This window comes from Nonomuraea zeae (genome assembly GCF_005889725.1).
Lineage (GTDB): Bacteria > Actinomycetota > Actinomycetes > Streptosporangiales > Streptosporangiaceae > Nonomuraea > Nonomuraea zeae.
The window spans coordinates 1-15504 of sequence record NZ_VCKX01000064.1; the positions used below are offsets into that span (position 1 = coordinate 1).

Consider the following 15504-nt stretch of genomic DNA (forward strand, 5'->3'; position numbering starts at 1 on the left):
CGGCCGCGGGGCCCCCGCCGAACCGGCGCGAGGGCCGCGCCAACCCACCCCCCCGTGGTCACGGCTTGCGCGTCAGGATCCGGACGTCCCCCGATGTGCTGCGTGCCACGATGGTGCGGCTGCTCTTCTCGTCGTGCTCGACCTCGGACCGCTCCCCGCCGTCCCTGCTCTTGACCGTCACCGCGTACGCCCCCGGCGGCACGGTCGCCGTCACCCGCCCGTCCCGGGACTGCAGGTCGAGACCGGTCGGCTCGCCCGCGAACGTCAGGTCGATCGCCCCGTCGGCGGTTCGGCACCGGACGTTCGCCGACCTGAGCCCGTCACCGGTGATCGAGCCCTCGCTGAGCAGCCGGAGCCGGCCCGAGGTGCCCGACACCTGGATGCGGTCCCGGCTGGACACGTCCACGTCCTGGCCGAGGTCCTTGAGGATGACGCCGTCCGACGCGTCGATCGAGAGCCGCACCCCGGGCGGGACCCTGATGTGGTAGCGGGCGCCGCAGTCGCCGAAGACCATGGAGCAGTTCGCGCTGAGCCGGAGCGTGCCGTCCCGCAGCGACCAGGCGGGGGAGTTCGCCGCCTTGCCGCGTAGCCACCGCTGCACCTCGACCTTGCCCCCGCCGCCCGGCAGGACGCGGACTCCGCCCAGCGAGGATCTGATCTTCAGCTCGGCCCCGGTGAAGGGGAACGACTGGGTGGAGCCGACCTCTACGGCCTCCATCCGCACCCCGCAACCGGCCGTCGCCGCCGCCAGTGCCGCACTCACCGCGAGTGCCACGACTCGCCTCATGGGTCGCCTCATGGGAAAGATCGTGGCCGAAGGCGGAGCGCCCGCCATCGGCCATCCGACCGACCACCATCGACCATTCGGCCAGACGCACAGACCACGGAGGGCACGACGGCCCCAGTGGACACCGGCGGGCCCAGCAGGTCCCAGCGGGCGCGCAGGCGGCTACATGGCCGACAGGATCGCGTGCACGTGCCGAAGCGGATCGGCCCCGAGAGGCCGCAGGGCCACGGTGTGCGCCCCCGCCGCCCAGAACGCCTTCACCTGAGCCGCCGCCTCCGCGGGCGTCCCGGCGGCCATCACCACCTCGTCCGGCCTGATCCCCAGGAACTCGGCCTGCCCCGCCACCATGTCCGCGGTGGCCTCGGCGGCGCCCGCCCCCGTGTGGAGGTAGGTGAACACCACCAGCTCGTGCTCCGCGTCACCGCCGATCTGCGCCAGGATCTCCGGCACCTGCGCGGGCCCCACCCCCTCGGGGACGATCGTGCCCTGCGCCACGCGGCCGGACAGCGCCAGCGAGCGCGGCCCCTTCACCCCGGCGAGCACGGGTGGCGGCTCGGTCGGCGGATGCACGAGCGAGACGCCCTCCAGCCGGACCGACTTCCCGTCCAGGGTGACCGTCTCGCCGCGCAGCAACGCGCGTACGGAGGTGATCGTCTCCTCCAGGAGCGCGAGCGGCGACGGCGCGGCGGCGCCCACCTGGCGCATCCAGTCCTGTACGCCGTGGCCGATCCCGGCCGCCAGCCGTCCCGGGTGCACGCGGGCCAGGTTGGCCAGCTCCATCGCCAGCAGCATCGGGTTGCGCAGGGGAGCCGGCGTGATGCCGATGCCGACGCGCAGGCGGGAGGTGACGGCGAGCGCGGTGGCCGCCGCCGAGATGCCGCCGGTCCAGCCCAGGTCCTCCACCACCCACAGGTCGTCGACGGCGCTCTCGCCGTCGAGTGCCCTGGCGAACGGGATCAGCTGCTCGGGCGGCAGGTCCCTGTCGAACATGACCCCAAGTCTCACGACGTCCTCCAGTAATAGCGGTAGAGCCGGCCGACCTCCGAGTATCCAGCACGGAAGAACGCGTTCGCGGTCGGGACGTTGGCGACGTCCGTGGCCGCGACGATGCGCTGCAGCCCGGCCTCGGCCAGCGTGCGGGTGCCCCTGGCCAGGAGGTCGTCGACGTAGCCGTGGCCGCGGTGCTCGGGGACGACGCCGATGTAGGCGATCGAGTGGTCGTCGGGGGCCACCAGGCCGACGGGGGAGTCGCCCAGGTAGCCGAGCACGAACCAGTCGGGCTTGCCCTTGCGGTTGACGAGGTCGTCGTACATCCAGCGGGCCTCGTGCTCGGGGCCCGCCGTGGCCACCTCGATCTGGGTGTCGTAGTCGAGCGAGCCCTCGGAGATGCGTACGAGCAGGTCGAGCACCTCGGCGGGGTCGTGCCCCCGCGCGGGGCGGTAGGTGAGCCGGCCCGGGTCGGCGGGCAGGTCGGTGCCCGTCACCCATTCGAGCATGAGCCGCTCGACCTCCATGGCGAACCCGGCCAGGGTCAGCGCCTCGTGCTCGACGGCGCGATCGACGACAGGGGTGAGCCCGGGTTTGAGCGAGATGTCGTGGATTATCTTGGTCAGCCCCATCGCGTCGAGGCTGCGGCGCAGCAGACCGGCGGCGGCGACGGGATCGGGACCGGGGTCGAACTGCCAGACGATCACGGGCTCCGAGCCGGCGAAGGGGGCCCAGAACGCCAGGCGGGCCTGCCCTTCCGCGAAGCACCACTCAGGCCGCGTCCTGCCTTCGTCGAAGGCGGACGCGAGCTGGGTGCGCGCGGGCTCGGGGAACTGCTCGAACAACGTGAAAGCCTCCGCGTGTGAGGGGGCTCTCCCGCGACTTCATGCTGCCGTGGGGAGGTGTGCCCGCGATGACATGACCATGTTCTCGCATGTTCTCGCACACCTCCCGTCTCCTACGCCGCGCTCCCGAGTGCCGCGCGCGCCTCGACGAGTGATCCGCTGGTCTCGAAGTGCCGATCGAGATTCGTGATCGTCAGCAGATGACGGATCATGCCCGGCGCGAGCACCAGGATCATGCGCCCGTTCATGTGCTGGACGTAGTTGAGCGTGGCCACCAGCACCCCGAGCCCGACGGAGTCGCAGAACGGCACTTCACTCAGGTCGACAACCAGATTGAGCGGATCGGCGGCGGACACCGCCTGATCGATCTCGGCCCGCAACCGCGGGGCGCCCGCCACGTCGAGATCGCCCACGACGTGCAGGACCGTACAGGGATCCTCATGCCAACACCTGACCACCATGGGCCTCACCTGCCCGTACTGCAGAAAATATAGCTATTTCTTACATATGTTCTGCATTGCCGTTTTGGTGGTGGGTGTAACGCTGGGCTTCGCGGATGGTGTGCCAGTCGACTGCTGTTTCTGGATTTTCGGCTGGTCACTGCCGACGATGACCTCGATGCCCTTGATGTCCACCTTGCGGACCTCGGCTCCCGGGATGGCCCGGGCCACCACGCGGGCCGCGGCCTCGTTGTCGCCGCCGTAGCGCACCAAGGTCTGCTTGTAGTCTTTCTTGCCGGTGTTGCCGGGCTCGCCGGGGACCTTGAAGCCGTACGCCACGAGCGCCGTCTTGGTGCGGGCGCCGAGACCCGTGATGAGCGTGCCGTTCTTGACCTTGAGCGAGATGCGCTCGGGCGGGATCGCGGACGGCTTGGCCGACGGCTTGACCGTGACGGTCGGGGTCGGCTTGGCCGGGTCCTGGTCCGCGTCGATCTTGGCGAACAGGTCGCGGGCCGCCGGCTTGTCCCACAGCACGGCGGACTCGCCCGTGGGCGCCTTGAAGTCGACGTTCGACAGCGGCACCTCGGCGAAGCGCACGTCGCCCAGCGAGACGTCCCTGAGCTGGGTGGCCAGGCCGATCAGCCCGTCGTCCGGATCGACCTTGACCGTGCTCAGCGTCGTGTTGACGAACGATGCCAGCTTGCCCGGATTGGCCAGCGTGTCTGCGCTCAGCGCCCGGTTGAGCAGCGCCGAGATGACCTGCTGCTGCCGGTCGATGCGGTCGAGGTCGGAGCGGGCGGTGGCCCGGGTGCGGGCGTAGCCGAGGGCCTGGACGCCGGCGAGCTGGTGGGTGCCGGCGGGCAGGCTGAGCGCGATCTTGGGGTCGTTGATCGGCACGGGGGTGCAGACCGTGACCCCGCCGAGCGAGTCGACGACGTCGATGAAGCCGAGGATGTTCACCTCGATGTAGCGGTTGATCTGCAGGCCGGTGGCCGCCTCGACGGTCTGCTTGGCGAGCTTGGGCCCGCCGAACTGGTACGCCGAATTGATCTTGTGCTCGCCCTTGCCCGGGACCGTCGTCCAGGTGTCGCGGGGCAGGCTCACCACGGTGACCTGCTTGTGGTCCTCCGACAGATGGATCACCATCATCGTGTCGGTGCGCTGGCCGGACTCGCGGCCGAGCTTGAGCTGGTTCTGCTGGCGGCGGGTGAGGTCGTCGCGCTTGTCGACGCCGACGAGCAGGATGTTCTCGGCGCCGGTGGAGGAGGCGGCGGTCACGCCCGCGTCAACGGTGCCGATCTGGCGCGGCGTCGCCCACACCACGCCGGTCGTGACCAGGACGCCGGTGGACAGGAAGCCGGCGATCAGCACATTGCGCCGCCTGGCCTTCGCGCCCCTCTTGAGCGGCCTGCGGGTGCGGCCGGGTGCGAGCTTGACGCCTCCGTAGGCGTCGCCGCCCACGAGCACACCGGCGTCCTCCTCGTCCGATCCCTGCCCGCCCCCTTCGCGCATGCCCTCTCCTCGATGTCACCCCGGAGGATCGGGCTTTCGATTGCCCTCCTCCCCTGGTCGTACAGTAGCGTGAGCCCCGCCATGAAGCAGTTCCCCGACTCGCCGCACGCGCCCGCGGAGACGCGCGGCTGGCCCCCCATCTCCGTCGTCATGCCGGTCCTCAACGAGGAGCGGCACCTACGCGAGGCCGTCGACCAGGTACTCGCCCAGAGCTACCCCGGTGAGATCGAAGTCGTCCTCGCCGTGGGTCCATCCCAAGACCGAACCCAGGAGGTCGCCGACGCCATCGCGGCGGCCGACCGCCGGGTGACCGTGGTGCCCAACCCGACGGGCCGCACCCCCAACGCGCTCAACGCCGCGATCGCCGCTGCACGCAACGGCATCATCGCCAGGGTCGACGGGCACGCCATGCTGCCCCCCGACTACCTGCGCGTCGCGGTCGAGACGCTGGCGGAGACCGGCGCCGACAACGTGGGCGGCATCATGGCGGCGGAGGGCATCACGCCCTTCGAACAGGCCGTCGCCTGCGCCATGACCTCCAAGATCGGCGTGGGCGCCGCAGCCTTCCACGTGGGCGGCACGGCGGGTCCCGCCGACACCGTCTACCTCGGTGTCTTCCGCCGTTCGGCGCTGGACCGCGTGGGCGGCTACGACGAGCACTTCCAGCGCGCCCAGGACTGGGAGATGAACCACCGCATCCGCCAGAGCGGCGGCCTGGTGTGGTTCCAGCCGCGCATGCGGGTCTCCTACCGGCCACGGCCCAACGTCAAGGCGCTGGCCAAGCAGTATTTCCACTACGGCCGGTGGCGGCGCGTGGTCGCGCGCACCCACGAGGGCACGATCAACCTGCGCTACCTGGCGCCGCCCGCCGCCGTGCTGGCGATGCTGCTCGGGCTGGTCGTCTCGCCGTTCTTCCCGCTCGCGCTGATCGTCCCCGGCGGCTACGCCGTGGCCATCGTGGCGGGCTCGGCGCTGACGAGCGGCGGGCTGTCCGGCGCGGCGAAGCTGCGGCTGCCCATCGTGTACGCGACCATGCACTGCTCCTGGGGCTGGGGCTTCCTGACCAGCCCGAAAAAGCTGGCCAGGCCGCCAGGCTAGGAGCCTGAGACGACCCGCTCGACGGCCGCGTTGAAGCGGGTCAGCGCATCCGGATACTCCGGCCCGAGCAGATGGCTCCTGAGCTTGATCCTGGCTCGGGCCAGAGTGTCCTCCCCGTCCACGAACTCTGTGAGCCCGGCCAGGTCCTCACCGAGCAGCACGCCCGCCTCGGCGCTCGGATAGCGCTCGTGGAAGGCCCGCTCGGGCAGGCTCGCGACGTTCGTCACCGCGTACGGCTTCTCGCTGGCCAGGAAGTCCGTCACCACGCTGGAGATGTCGCTGATCAGCAGGTCGCACTGGTTGAAGCAGTCGTAGAGATGCGGCTCGGGGCCGGTCACGATCAGGTGCCTGATCTCCGAGGTCTCGCCGGCCGCGCTCGACGGGTGCCTGGCCTTCGACTTGGCCAGCTCGACCGCCTCGATCATGGTCACGATCTTCCGGTGCGCGCGGGCGGCGTCCTTGGCGCGGTGGCCGGTCAGCGGGTGCGGCTTGTAGATCACGCGCACCGCCGGCCGGTGGTCGAGCAGGGCGCGCACGATGCGCGGGCCCATGGTGATCAGCGAGGTGTGGAACAGGTCGTCGTTCCAGCCCTCCCAGGTGGGGGCGTACAGCACGGTCCGGTACGGCAGCCCGGGCCCCGCCGTGGAGATGCCCTCCAACTGCGGGCGGCCGACCTCGTGGATGTCCTCGTCCCTGACGCCCACCTTGGCGCGGCGGTAGCGGTCCCGCCCGGCCGGGCCGGCCACCCACACCTCGTCGTACACCCGGGAGAACGGGTTGAACGAGGCCTCCTTGTCGCTGTCACCGTGGTTGAGGAACGCGCTGCGCAGCGTCGGGATGCGCAGCATGTGGACGTTCCTGCCGACGTTGGCGACGTACAGGCACAGCTTGGCGCTGGACAGGGCGCGGAAGCTCATCAGGTCGGCCGACGACGGGATGCACAGCATCGGCAGAGTGGTCGACTCCAGATGGGTGGCCATGCCGCGCTCGCGCAGCACGACGATGGCCCTCCTGCTGATGCGTTCGAGCGTGGGCAGCCACATCCTGGCCTGGTAGGCGGCCGCCGTGGCGCCGGAGAAGTACAGGATGACCTCGGGCTGGTAGGCCCTGACCTGCTCCCCGACGATCTCCAGGACCCGGGCGGTGTCGGTGAGCGGGGTCGTGCGGCGTACGTACGGGATGAGGGCGAGCGCGCCCGCCGCGCCGAGCACCACCGCCAGGCCCGCGCCGAGCGCCGCGGGCGCGGCGCCGACGGCCGCGCCGAGCACCGGCAGCGCGTCCGGGTAGAGGAAGCACACGCTCCTGGAGTCGCGCAGCCAGCGGGGCGGCAGCTTGGGGATGCGCAGCGCGGAGACGTCGATGTTGCGGGTGGTCACCGGCATCCTGCTGAGCATCTGCCTGAGCCGCAGGGCGAGGCCCGTGTGCAGGGCCCGCACGACGTGGATCGCGAACAGGCCGGCCGCCAGCGCGGCGAAGTACGGCGAGTCGGGCCCGGCCGTCCGCGCCACCAGCAGCAGCGCCATGGTCTCCCGGGCCGCGAACCGCATCGTGAGCCCGAGGTGCACCTTCCCGAGCAGGTCGGGCAGCGGCCGGCCGGCCCGCGGCGCGACGCATTCGGCGGCGTAGGAGGCGGCGGCGATCAGCCCGAAGAGCGCCGGGGCCGGCCAGAGCGCCGTCACCAGCAGCGCGGGGTAGCAGCCGAGCAGGACGGCGATCACGATGAGTCTCCCCATGTGATCGCACGGTAACAAGGCTCAGGTCAAGGAGCGTCCACGCCTGCGTCTATGACGTGCCCGGATAGGCCGGAGATGAGGATGTCCAGCGAGGTCTGGGCGGCCAGGTGGGCAGACGCGGTGGTATTGAGGCAGTTGACCCGAATGCCGCCGGCGGCCCACTCCTCGGCCAGTGCCCGGGTGAGCCCGGCCACCGCGCCGGCGGCCGAGGCGTGCAGCGCGCCGGAGCCCTGCGGGACGTGCAGCAGCAGGCTCTCGCGCAGATGCGGATGGGCGGCGCGGGCCACGTTGAGCGCGCCCAGGTAGCCCACGCTCATCACGTCGGCGACGCTCTCGTCGGAGACCTCGGCGAGCCGGCCCAGGTGGCTGACGCCCGCCGCGTTCACCACGTGGTCGACGCTCCCCACCCCGGACAGCGCCTTCGCGACCGAGGCGGCCTCCTCCACGCGCACGCCGTCGGCCCTGGAGAAGGCGTGCACCCGAGCCCCGCGCGCGGCGGCCAGCCCGGCGAGCTCCGCCCCTGCGCCGTAGGAGCCGAAGATCACCACGCTCCTGCCGTCGAGCGCGCCCGCGGCGGCGGCCGGCGCCCTGCGGGCGGCGAGCTGGAAGAGCCGCTCCGCGATGTGCAGGTCGGCGGGATGGGTGACCTTGATGTTCTGCTCGCTGCCCGGCACGAGATGGATCGGCACCTCCGGCAGGTAACGCAGCACCACCCCGCAGTCGTCGGTGGCGGGCCGGCCGGCGAAATCCGGGTCGGCCATGGCCCGCTCGTACGCCTCGCGGATCACCGACAGCCGGAAGCACTGCGGCGTCTGGCTGCGCCGCAGCCGCGACCTGTCCAGCACGTCGCTGATGACCTCGCCGCCCGGCCCGGGAACGGCCACGAACACCGTGTCAGAGCTCGGGATCGCCACGTTGACGGCCGGATGCGTCTCCAGCGCCCGGACACACTCGGTGATGATCCGGGGCTCCAGGAGCGGGCGTACGGCGTCGTGCAGGAGCACGTTGCACTCCTCCGTGCCGAGGGCCCGCAACGCCCGCCAGGTGCTCTCGGTACGGCTCGCGCCCCCGTCCACGACCTGGCTGACCTTGTCGTAGCCGCCCCTCGCCACGATCTCCCGCACCCGGTCGCCGAACCCCGGCGTCATCAGCACCACGATCTCGTCGATCTCCGGCGCGGCCTGGAAGACCGCCAGCGAGTGCTCGATGATCGGCCGGCCCGCGACCTCGATGAGCTGCTTGGGCGTGTCGCGACCGACCCGCTGCCCCACCCCGCCCGCGAGGAGCACTCCTATCGAGCGCAGCCGTGAATCCATACCGCGAGCGTAACGGTCCTGTTCCGTGATATTGCGTTGACCGGTCGCTACGCTGTGTCTACGCACCCCCCACGTCTAAGCACTCCCAAGTCCACGCACTCCCGAGTCAAGCACTCCCGAGCGACCGGGAGGAGGCCTGCGCTTTGCCCGACTCATTGATCAGCGAAAGCACAACCACGTCGGTGGTGCTGCTCGCCACCACTCCTGCCTGCAGACTGTCCTGCGCCGACGGCACCCTGCTCGACAGGATCGGCGACCAGCTCACCGTCCTGCCCGTTCGCGACGTCCAGGTGGTGACGCCGGGCGGCGGTCTCGGAGCCGATCTCCGGGGCGTCGCCAAGATCGCCCGCACGGCCACGGGGGCGGTGGCGGTGCTCCCCGCCGACCTCGTGGCGCACACCGAGGCGCTCGCGCTGCTGCTGGAGCATCCCGCCCGCGACACGGCCGCGCTGATCTCCTACGATCCCGCCGCGGCGCCCATGCGGCCGCCGGTGAGCGTCGAAGGCGGCCGGATCGCCGCCGCGGGCAGCTCCTTCCATCTCGTGCCCGAGGCGAACGCCACGTTCAGAGGCGTGCTCCAGGCGGGCGAGGCCGACCTGGCCTCCCTGGCCGACATCGCGGAGGAGCTGGCCGAGCTGGCCGACACGGGCAAGCTCGGCCCCGTCACCGCGGTCGAGGCGATCGACCTGCTGCTGGTCGGCCTGGTCAGGTCGGGCGTGCCGGTCCGCGCGGCCGGGCTCGGCCCGCTGCACGCCGACCGCGTCACCGGCCAGAACGCCGCCGACATCGCGGTCACCCGGCTGGCCGACGTCGACGAGGCCAAGGTCAGGCTCGACACCTCGGTCAAGGAGGACGACGGCTTCTTCGCCACCTTCTTCGTCTCCTCCTGGTCCCGCCACCTGGTCAAGCCCGCCGTCCGGCTCAAGCTGACCCCCAACACCGTCACCGGCGTCTCCGCCGCCCTGGCGCTGCTCGCGGCCGTCTGGTTCTCCGCGGGCACCCCGGCCGGCCGGCTGGCCGGGGCGCTGCTGCTCTACCTGTCGTTCGCGCTCGACTGCCTCGACGGCCAGCTCGCCCGCTACACGCGCACGTTCTCCCCGCTCGGGGCCTGGGCCGACGGCATGTCGGACCGGCTGAAGGAATACGCCGTCTACGTGGGCCTGGCCTTCGGCTTCGGCGGAAACGACATCTGGTATCTCGCGGTGGCCGCGATGATCCTCCAGGTCGTACGGCACGCCATCGACTACACCTACGCGGGGGCCGTCACCGACGCGAACCGCATCGGCGCCATGTGGGGCCGCCCGGCCCGCTCCCTGCTGGAGTCGGAGGACGCCCGCCGCGCGCCCGGCGTGCTCGGGCTGGCCCAGCTCATGGAGCGCGACACGATCGCGCGCTGGATCAAGAAGATCATCGTGCTGCCCATCGGTGAGCGCATGGCGCTGATCGCCGTCACCGCCGCCGGCTGGAACGCGCGCGTGACGTTCCTGGCCCTGCTCTGCTGGGGCGGGGTGGCGGCCCTCTACCAGCTCGCCGGACGGATCGCGAGGTCGGCAAGGTGATTTCGGTCCACATGACACCCGTCCCCAACAGCACCGTCGTGGCCTACCGCGACGACGGGCCGCTCTCGCGGGCCATGGGCCTGCTCGTGGCCGGGCAGCTCCCGCCGCTGCCGCCGGTGATCGCCGGCACGTTCGTCACCGGCGTCCTGCTGCTCATCGGCGTGGCCGGCTCCGACGGGCTGGCCGTCTTCGCCCCCGCCGTGACGCTGCTGCTGGCCGGGCCGGGCAGCTCCCACCCGCACGACGGGCGCTTCGACTGGCTGGTGCCGCCGATCCTGCGGCTCATCGAGTACACCTTCATCGCGGCGTGCGGGTTCGCGCACGAAGTGCATCCCGTCGTGATCTTCCTACTGCTCGGCGCGCTGGCCTTCCACCACTATGATCTTGTTTACCGGTTGCGGCAGCACGTCTATCCGCCGCCGTGGCTGGCCACCCTCGGGCTTGGCTGGGACGGGCGGATGATGGTCGTCTCGCTGGTCGCCCTCACCGGCTGGCTGACCGGCGGCTATCTGGTGCTCGCGGTCTATCTGTGGGGGTTGTTCGGCTGGGAAAGCCTGACCTGCTGGTTGGCCGCGCCCCGGTCCGGCGTGGAGGCGACCGACATGGGAACGCAAGACTAACGCCGGATTACCCGCGGAGGGGCTAAAGACGAATACTCTTTGGGCTTACGGTGGGCTGCGCTGTGCGCTCGCCGCACGTAACGAGATATGTACGTAGACATGCTCGACTGAGGAGTGCACGTTGCTGGGAATGGTTCTGGCCGCTGGAGCCGGACGACGCCTGCGGCCGTACACCGACACGCTGCCCAAGGCGCTCGTGCCGGTCGACGGCGAAACCACGATCATGGACATCTCGCTGCGCAACCTTGCCGAGGTGGACCTGCGGGAGGTCGTGGTCGTCGTCGGTTACGCGGCCCAGGCCGTGCACGACCGCAAGGACGAGCTGGAGCGGCGCCACGGCGTCAAGCTCACCCTGGTCCACAACGACAAGGCCGAGGAGTGGAACAACGCCTACTCCCTCTGGTGCGCCCGCGACTACTTCTCCCAGGGCGCGCTGCTGGTCAACGGCGACACCGTGCACCCGGTCTCGGTCGAGAAGACGCTGCTGTCCGCCCCTGAGACCAGCGACATCCTGCTCGCCGTCGACAACGTCAAGAAGCTCGCCGACGAGGAGATGAAGGTCACGATCACCCCCGAGGGCTCGCTGCGGCGCATCACCAAGCTGATGGACCCGGCCGAGGCCTACGGCGAGTACATCGGCGCCACCCTCATCAGGCCGGGCGCGGCCGACCGGCTGGCCGACGCGCTCAAGGCGACGTTCGAGCGCGACCCCCAGCTCTACTACGAGGACGGTTACCAGGAGATGGTCCAGCGCGGCGAGGTCATCCATGCCGCGCCCATCGGCGAGGTCGACTGGGTCGAGGTGGACAACCACGACGACCTGGCGAAGGCTCGCACCATAGCCGTTCGCTACTGAGGGGGCGCGGATGCCGCTTCTAGCGAGGATGCTGCCGGCGCCCCTGACGATGGACGTCAGGCGTGGCGCGGTGGCGCAGCTCGGCGCCCTGCTGGCCGACAGCCGCGTGGCGACCTCCGGCAGGGTCGCGGTGGCCGTCGGCCCGGGCCAGGGCGACCACATCGAGAGCCTGATCGCCCCCACCCTGGGCGAGGCAGAGGTGTTCAGGGTGGCCGACGGCACGGTCGACGCGGCCGTCTCGCTCGGCGCCGACCTGCGCAAGGCCGCCTACGAGGTCGTGGTGGGCGTCGGCGGCGGCAAGACGATCGACGTGACCAAATACGCCGCCTCGCTGGCGGGCATCCCGATGGTCGCGGTGGCCACCAACCTCTCCCACGACGGCATCTGCTCGCCCACGGCCTCGCTGGTCTACGAAGGCGGCAAGGGCTCCTTCGGGGTGCCGATGCCGCTGGCCATCCTGGTCGACCTCGACTTCGTGCACAACGCGCCGGAGTCCCTGGTCAGGGCGGGCGTGGGCGACGTGGTGAGCAACCTGTCAGCGATCGAGGACTGGCAGCTCGGCAACGTCGAGCGCGGCGAGCCCATCGACGGGCTGGCCTGCTCGATGTCGCGCACCGCCGCCGAGGCCCTGATCGGGCGCACGGACTCCATCGAGTCCGACGCGTTCCTGACGGTGCTGGCCGAATCGCTGATCCTGTCGGGCATGTCGATGGTGGTGGCGGGTTCGTCCCGGCCCGCGAGCGGCGGAGACCATGAGATCCTTCATGCCGTGGATCAGCTCTTTCCCGGCACCTCCAACCACGGCGAGCTCGCCGGGATCGGTGCCGCCTTCTGCTTCTTCCTCAGGGAGGACGACGCGCGGGTGCGGCAGGTCGTCGGCTGCCTGCGCAAACACGAGCTGCCAGTGGTCCCCGCCGACATCGGGCTGACCAGCCAGCAGTTCGCCGAGGTCGTCGCCCTGGCGCCGGCCACCCGTCCCGGCCGTTACACGATCCTGGAGCACCTGCGCATGCAGGACTCCGAGGTCCGCGATCGGGTGGAGGACTATGTCCGGGCCTTCGGTCACTGACCTGCGGCGGGTGGCCCAGCCTGAGGGCCACCTGGAGCGCAAGAACGGCGAGCACTGGGCCGGCGTCCTCTACATGCGCAGGCTGTCCATCTACGTCACCTGGCTGCTGTCCAAGACCCCCGTCACGCCCAACCAGCTCACCTGGGTGATGACGGTGGCCGGGGTCGTGGCCGGGGTCGTGCTGGCCCTGCCGGGCCTGTGGGCCGCCCTGGCGGCCGCCCTGCTCGTGCAGGTCTACCTGCTGCTCGACTGCTCCGACGGCGAGCTGGCCCGGTGGACGGGCAAGACCTCGCTGGCCGGCGTCTACCTCGACCGCGTCGGCGCCTACTTCACCGAGGCGGCCGTGCTCGTCGGGCTGGGCTGGCGGGCCTCGGCCGTGCTGCCCGACTGGTACACCGTCCTCGGCCTCGCGGGCGCGCTCGGCGCGATCCTCATCAAGGCCGAGACCGACCTCGTGGACGTGGCGCGGGCCAAGGGCGGCCTGTCCTCGGCCACCGAGGCGTCCGTGGCCCAGTTCCGCTCCGGGCTGCTGGGGCTGGGCAGGCGGGTGCTGGGGGCGACGAAGTTCCACCGGATCGTGCAGCCGATCGAGCTGTCGCTGCTCGCGCTCGCGACCGCGGTGATCGATGTCGCGAGAGGCGATCTCACGGCCACGAGGGTGCTCGTGGTCGCCTGTTTCGTCGCGGGTTGCCTACAGGTTGTCCTGCATTTGGTCAGCATCCTGGCATCGAGGCGGCTGGCGTGATCTCATGTCGGAACCGGAGGGGCGTCCCGTCCGTCGTATTCATCGGACGTCCTCCGTTCGGTGGGGGTTCACCATCGGTTCCGATACGCTTAGCTCCACCAATATCAGGAATTATGCAGACCAGCAGACTCGGTGATCATGAAAGAATGCTCCGCCCGTGTTCTCAACGCGTCAGGACGATGATTCGTTGAAGATCTCGTGCGTCATCCTCACCATGGGCAACCGGGTCGCGGAGCTGAACCGGGCAGTCGAGTCCGCGCTCAACCAGATCGACGGCGACGTCGAGGTGGTGATCGTGGGCAACGGGGCTGACGTGCCCTCGGTGTCGGCGACGCCACCCGAGGGGTCGGCCGCGGTCGTGAAAACGATCCGGCTCGACCAGAACACGGGCATCCCCGCAGGCCGTAATCGCGGCGTGGAGGAGTGCTCGGGAGACGTCGTGCTCTTTCTCGACGACGACGGCTGGTACGCCGACCAGAAGGTCGTCGCCCACGTGCGCGACCGGTTCGCCACGGAGCCCGATCTCGCGGTGATCTCCTTCCGCGTGATGGACCCCGACGGCGGCATCGGCCAGCGGCGTCACGTCCCCAGGCTGCGCGCGGGCGATCCGCAGCGCTCCTCGCCCGTCACGACGTTCCTCGGCGGGGCGTCGGCGATCAGGCGGTCGGCCTTCCTCCAGGTGGGCGGCCTGCCCGAGCGCTTCTTCTACGCGCACGAGGAGACCGACCTGGCCTGGCGGCTGCTGGGCGAGGGCTACCGGATCGAGTACGACGCCGAGACGGTGATGTACCACCCGCAGGTCCCGCCGACCCGGCACACCGACTTCTACCGGCTCAACGCCCGCAACCGGGTCTGGCTGGCCCGGCGCAACCTGCCGTGGCCGCTGGCGTTCCTGTACCTGACCAACTGGGTGGTCCTCACCGTCATCCGCGAGCGCGCCTCAGGGGCGCCGCTCAAGGCGTGGTTCACCGGCTTCTTCGAGGGCCTGCGGACCCCGGCGGGCGAGCGCCGTCCCATGGCCTGGCGCACGGCGTGGCGCATGGTCAAGCTCGGCCGTCCCCCCATCGTCTGAGAGCCGTCCGCCATCGCGTGAGAGCCGTCCGCCCATCGTCCGGGAGCCGTTCCCGTCGGCTGGGCGGGGTCGCCCGGTCAGACCTGCGTGGCCTCGCCGAAGGTCATCGCGGCCCGCGAGATGGACGAGCTGAACATGGCCCGTTTGGGCAGCCCCAGCTCGCTCAGCTCCTTGGCGATGGGGTGGTTGCCGAGCCGGATCAGCGCGCCGCCGGGGCGGATCCGGGCGCCGCGGGCGCGTACGGTCCAGGGGACGCGCCGCGTGACCCCCTCCCTGTGCGTGTAGGCGTCGAGCGGCGCCATCGCCGTCGCGCCCGGCACGGGCGCGCCCGGCTTGATCAGCAGGTCGAGCACGAGCCTGCCGTCCTTGCGCAGGACACACCGCTTGTACGGTGAGCCCAGCCGCAGCTCGATGTCCGCCAGCTCCTTGGGGAACCCCCAGAGCGTCCGCCCGGCCTCCAGCGTGAACGCCTGGTCCACGGGCAGCCAGTGCACGAACACCCCGGCCCGGCGCAGGTCTCCGAGCCCCACGGAGCCGGCCGCGCCCGGCGGGCGGACCAGGAAGGCCATGCCGAACTCGTGGTAGGTGTCGAGGTCCCCGTCCCGGTAGTCCACGAACAGCAGGACGCAGACGGCCTTGCCGGGGAGCACCTCGGCCACGTCGAGGCCGGAGTAGGCGATCACCGCCCGGGCTGCGTCGGCCCGCACGGGGAAGAAGGCGCTGCAGACCTCGGCGTCCCTCACGCGCACAGGCATGCCCACCGTCCGGCCCTGGATCAGATGCGATGCCATGTTCCCAGTACATCAACCTGGAAGCCGTGTGACCATTCCCGCTCCGGTCGCGTCTTTGTGTGATGTGACAATCG

Annotated in this window: 15 protein-coding genes; 7 read left to right on the forward strand and 8 right to left on the reverse strand. The window is 70.9% G+C overall.

Annotated features, from left to right (window positions below; genetic code table 11):
- Nucleotides 1–58 precede the first annotated feature (58 nt).
- From ETD85_RS21565 to ETD85_RS21585, 5 genes are all read right to left on the reverse strand, one after another.
- Nucleotides 59–799 (reverse strand): DUF4097 family beta strand repeat-containing protein, encoded by a 741-nt coding sequence (locus ETD85_RS21565; protein ID WP_138691561.1) that lies wholly within the window; start codon nt 797–799, stop codon nt 59–61.
- Between the two features lie 150 nt (nt 800–949).
- Complete coding sequence (locus tag ETD85_RS21570; RefSeq protein WP_138691562.1) at nt 950–1777, reverse strand: LLM class flavin-dependent oxidoreductase; 828 nt, start codon at nt 1775–1777, stop codon at nt 950–952.
- 11 nt (nt 1778–1788) lie between these two features.
- Nucleotides 1789–2619: a GNAT family N-acetyltransferase gene (locus tag ETD85_RS21575; RefSeq protein WP_138691563.1), complete on the reverse strand. Its 831-nt coding sequence runs from the start codon at nt 2617–2619 to the stop codon at nt 1789–1791.
- A 113-nt stretch (nt 2620–2732) separates the two neighbouring features.
- Nucleotides 2733–3080 carry an STAS domain-containing protein gene (locus ETD85_RS21580; protein ID WP_138691564.1) on the reverse strand — a complete coding sequence of 116 codons (348 nt, stop codon included), beginning with the start codon at nt 3078–3080 and terminating at the stop codon, nt 2733–2735.
- A 33-nt stretch (nt 3081–3113) separates the two neighbouring features.
- Complete coding sequence (locus tag ETD85_RS21585) at nt 3114–4571, reverse strand: LCP family protein (protein ID WP_138691565.1); 1458 nt, start codon at nt 4569–4571, stop codon at nt 3114–3116.
- An 81-nt stretch (nt 4572–4652) separates the two neighbouring features.
- On the opposite strand from ETD85_RS21585, the gene ETD85_RS21590 reads away from it, so the two are divergent.
- Entirely contained in the window at nt 4653–5669 is a 1017-nt protein-coding gene (locus tag ETD85_RS21590; RefSeq protein WP_138691566.1) for a glycosyltransferase family 2 protein, read from the forward strand.
- Here ETD85_RS21590 and ETD85_RS21595 read toward each other — a convergent pair.
- Nucleotides 5666–7402, reverse strand: coding sequence for a CDP-glycerol glycerophosphotransferase family protein (locus ETD85_RS21595; protein WP_240779285.1), 1737 nt, complete (start codon nt 7400–7402; stop codon nt 5666–5668). The genes ETD85_RS21590 and ETD85_RS21595 overlap by 4 nt on opposite strands.
- Before the next feature lie 26 nt (nt 7403–7428).
- On the reverse strand, nt 7429–8718 hold the full coding sequence (locus tag ETD85_RS21600; protein WP_138691567.1) for a bifunctional cytidylyltransferase/SDR family oxidoreductase: 1290 nt from the start codon (nt 8716–8718) through the stop codon (nt 7429–7431).
- A 143-nt stretch (nt 8719–8861) separates the two neighbouring features.
- Between ETD85_RS21600 and ETD85_RS66885 the strand changes: the two genes are divergently transcribed.
- From ETD85_RS66885 to ETD85_RS21630, 6 genes are all read left to right on the forward strand, one after another.
- Nucleotides 8862–10277 carry a CDP-alcohol phosphatidyltransferase family protein gene (locus tag ETD85_RS66885; protein WP_138691568.1) on the forward strand — a complete coding sequence of 472 codons (1416 nt, stop codon included), beginning with the start codon at nt 8862–8864 and terminating at the stop codon, nt 10275–10277.
- Between the two features lie 11 nt (nt 10278–10288).
- Entirely contained in the window at nt 10289–10897 is a 609-nt protein-coding gene (locus tag ETD85_RS66890; protein WP_276617246.1) for a DUF5941 domain-containing protein, read from the forward strand.
- Nucleotides 10898–11018: 121 nt separating this feature from the next.
- Nucleotides 11019–11753 (forward strand): phosphocholine cytidylyltransferase family protein, encoded by a 735-nt coding sequence (locus ETD85_RS21615; protein ID WP_138691570.1) that lies wholly within the window; start codon nt 11019–11021, stop codon nt 11751–11753.
- A gap of 28 nt (nt 11754–11781) precedes the next feature.
- Nucleotides 11782–12822 carry an iron-containing alcohol dehydrogenase family protein gene (locus ETD85_RS21620; RefSeq protein ID WP_170246784.1) on the forward strand — a complete coding sequence of 347 codons (1041 nt, stop codon included), beginning with the start codon at nt 11782–11784 and terminating at the stop codon, nt 12820–12822.
- Nucleotides 12800–13567, forward strand: coding sequence for a CDP-alcohol phosphatidyltransferase family protein (locus tag ETD85_RS21625; RefSeq protein WP_138691572.1), 768 nt, complete (start codon nt 12800–12802; stop codon nt 13565–13567). The genes ETD85_RS21620 and ETD85_RS21625 overlap by 23 nt, the downstream gene beginning before the upstream one ends.
- A 187-nt stretch (nt 13568–13754) precedes the next feature.
- The gene (locus tag ETD85_RS21630; protein ID WP_138691573.1) at nt 13755–14639 is read left to right on the forward strand and encodes a glycosyltransferase family 2 protein; all 885 of its coding nucleotides are present in this window, start codon (nt 13755–13757) and stop codon (nt 14637–14639) included.
- Between the two features lie 77 nt (nt 14640–14716).
- On the opposite strand, the gene ETD85_RS21635 is transcribed toward ETD85_RS21630, so the two are convergent.
- A complete protein-coding gene (locus ETD85_RS21635; protein WP_138691574.1) occupies nt 14717–15430 on the reverse strand; it encodes an acetoacetate decarboxylase family protein in 714 nt (237 codons plus the stop codon).
- Nucleotides 15431–15504: the final 74 nt, after the last annotated feature.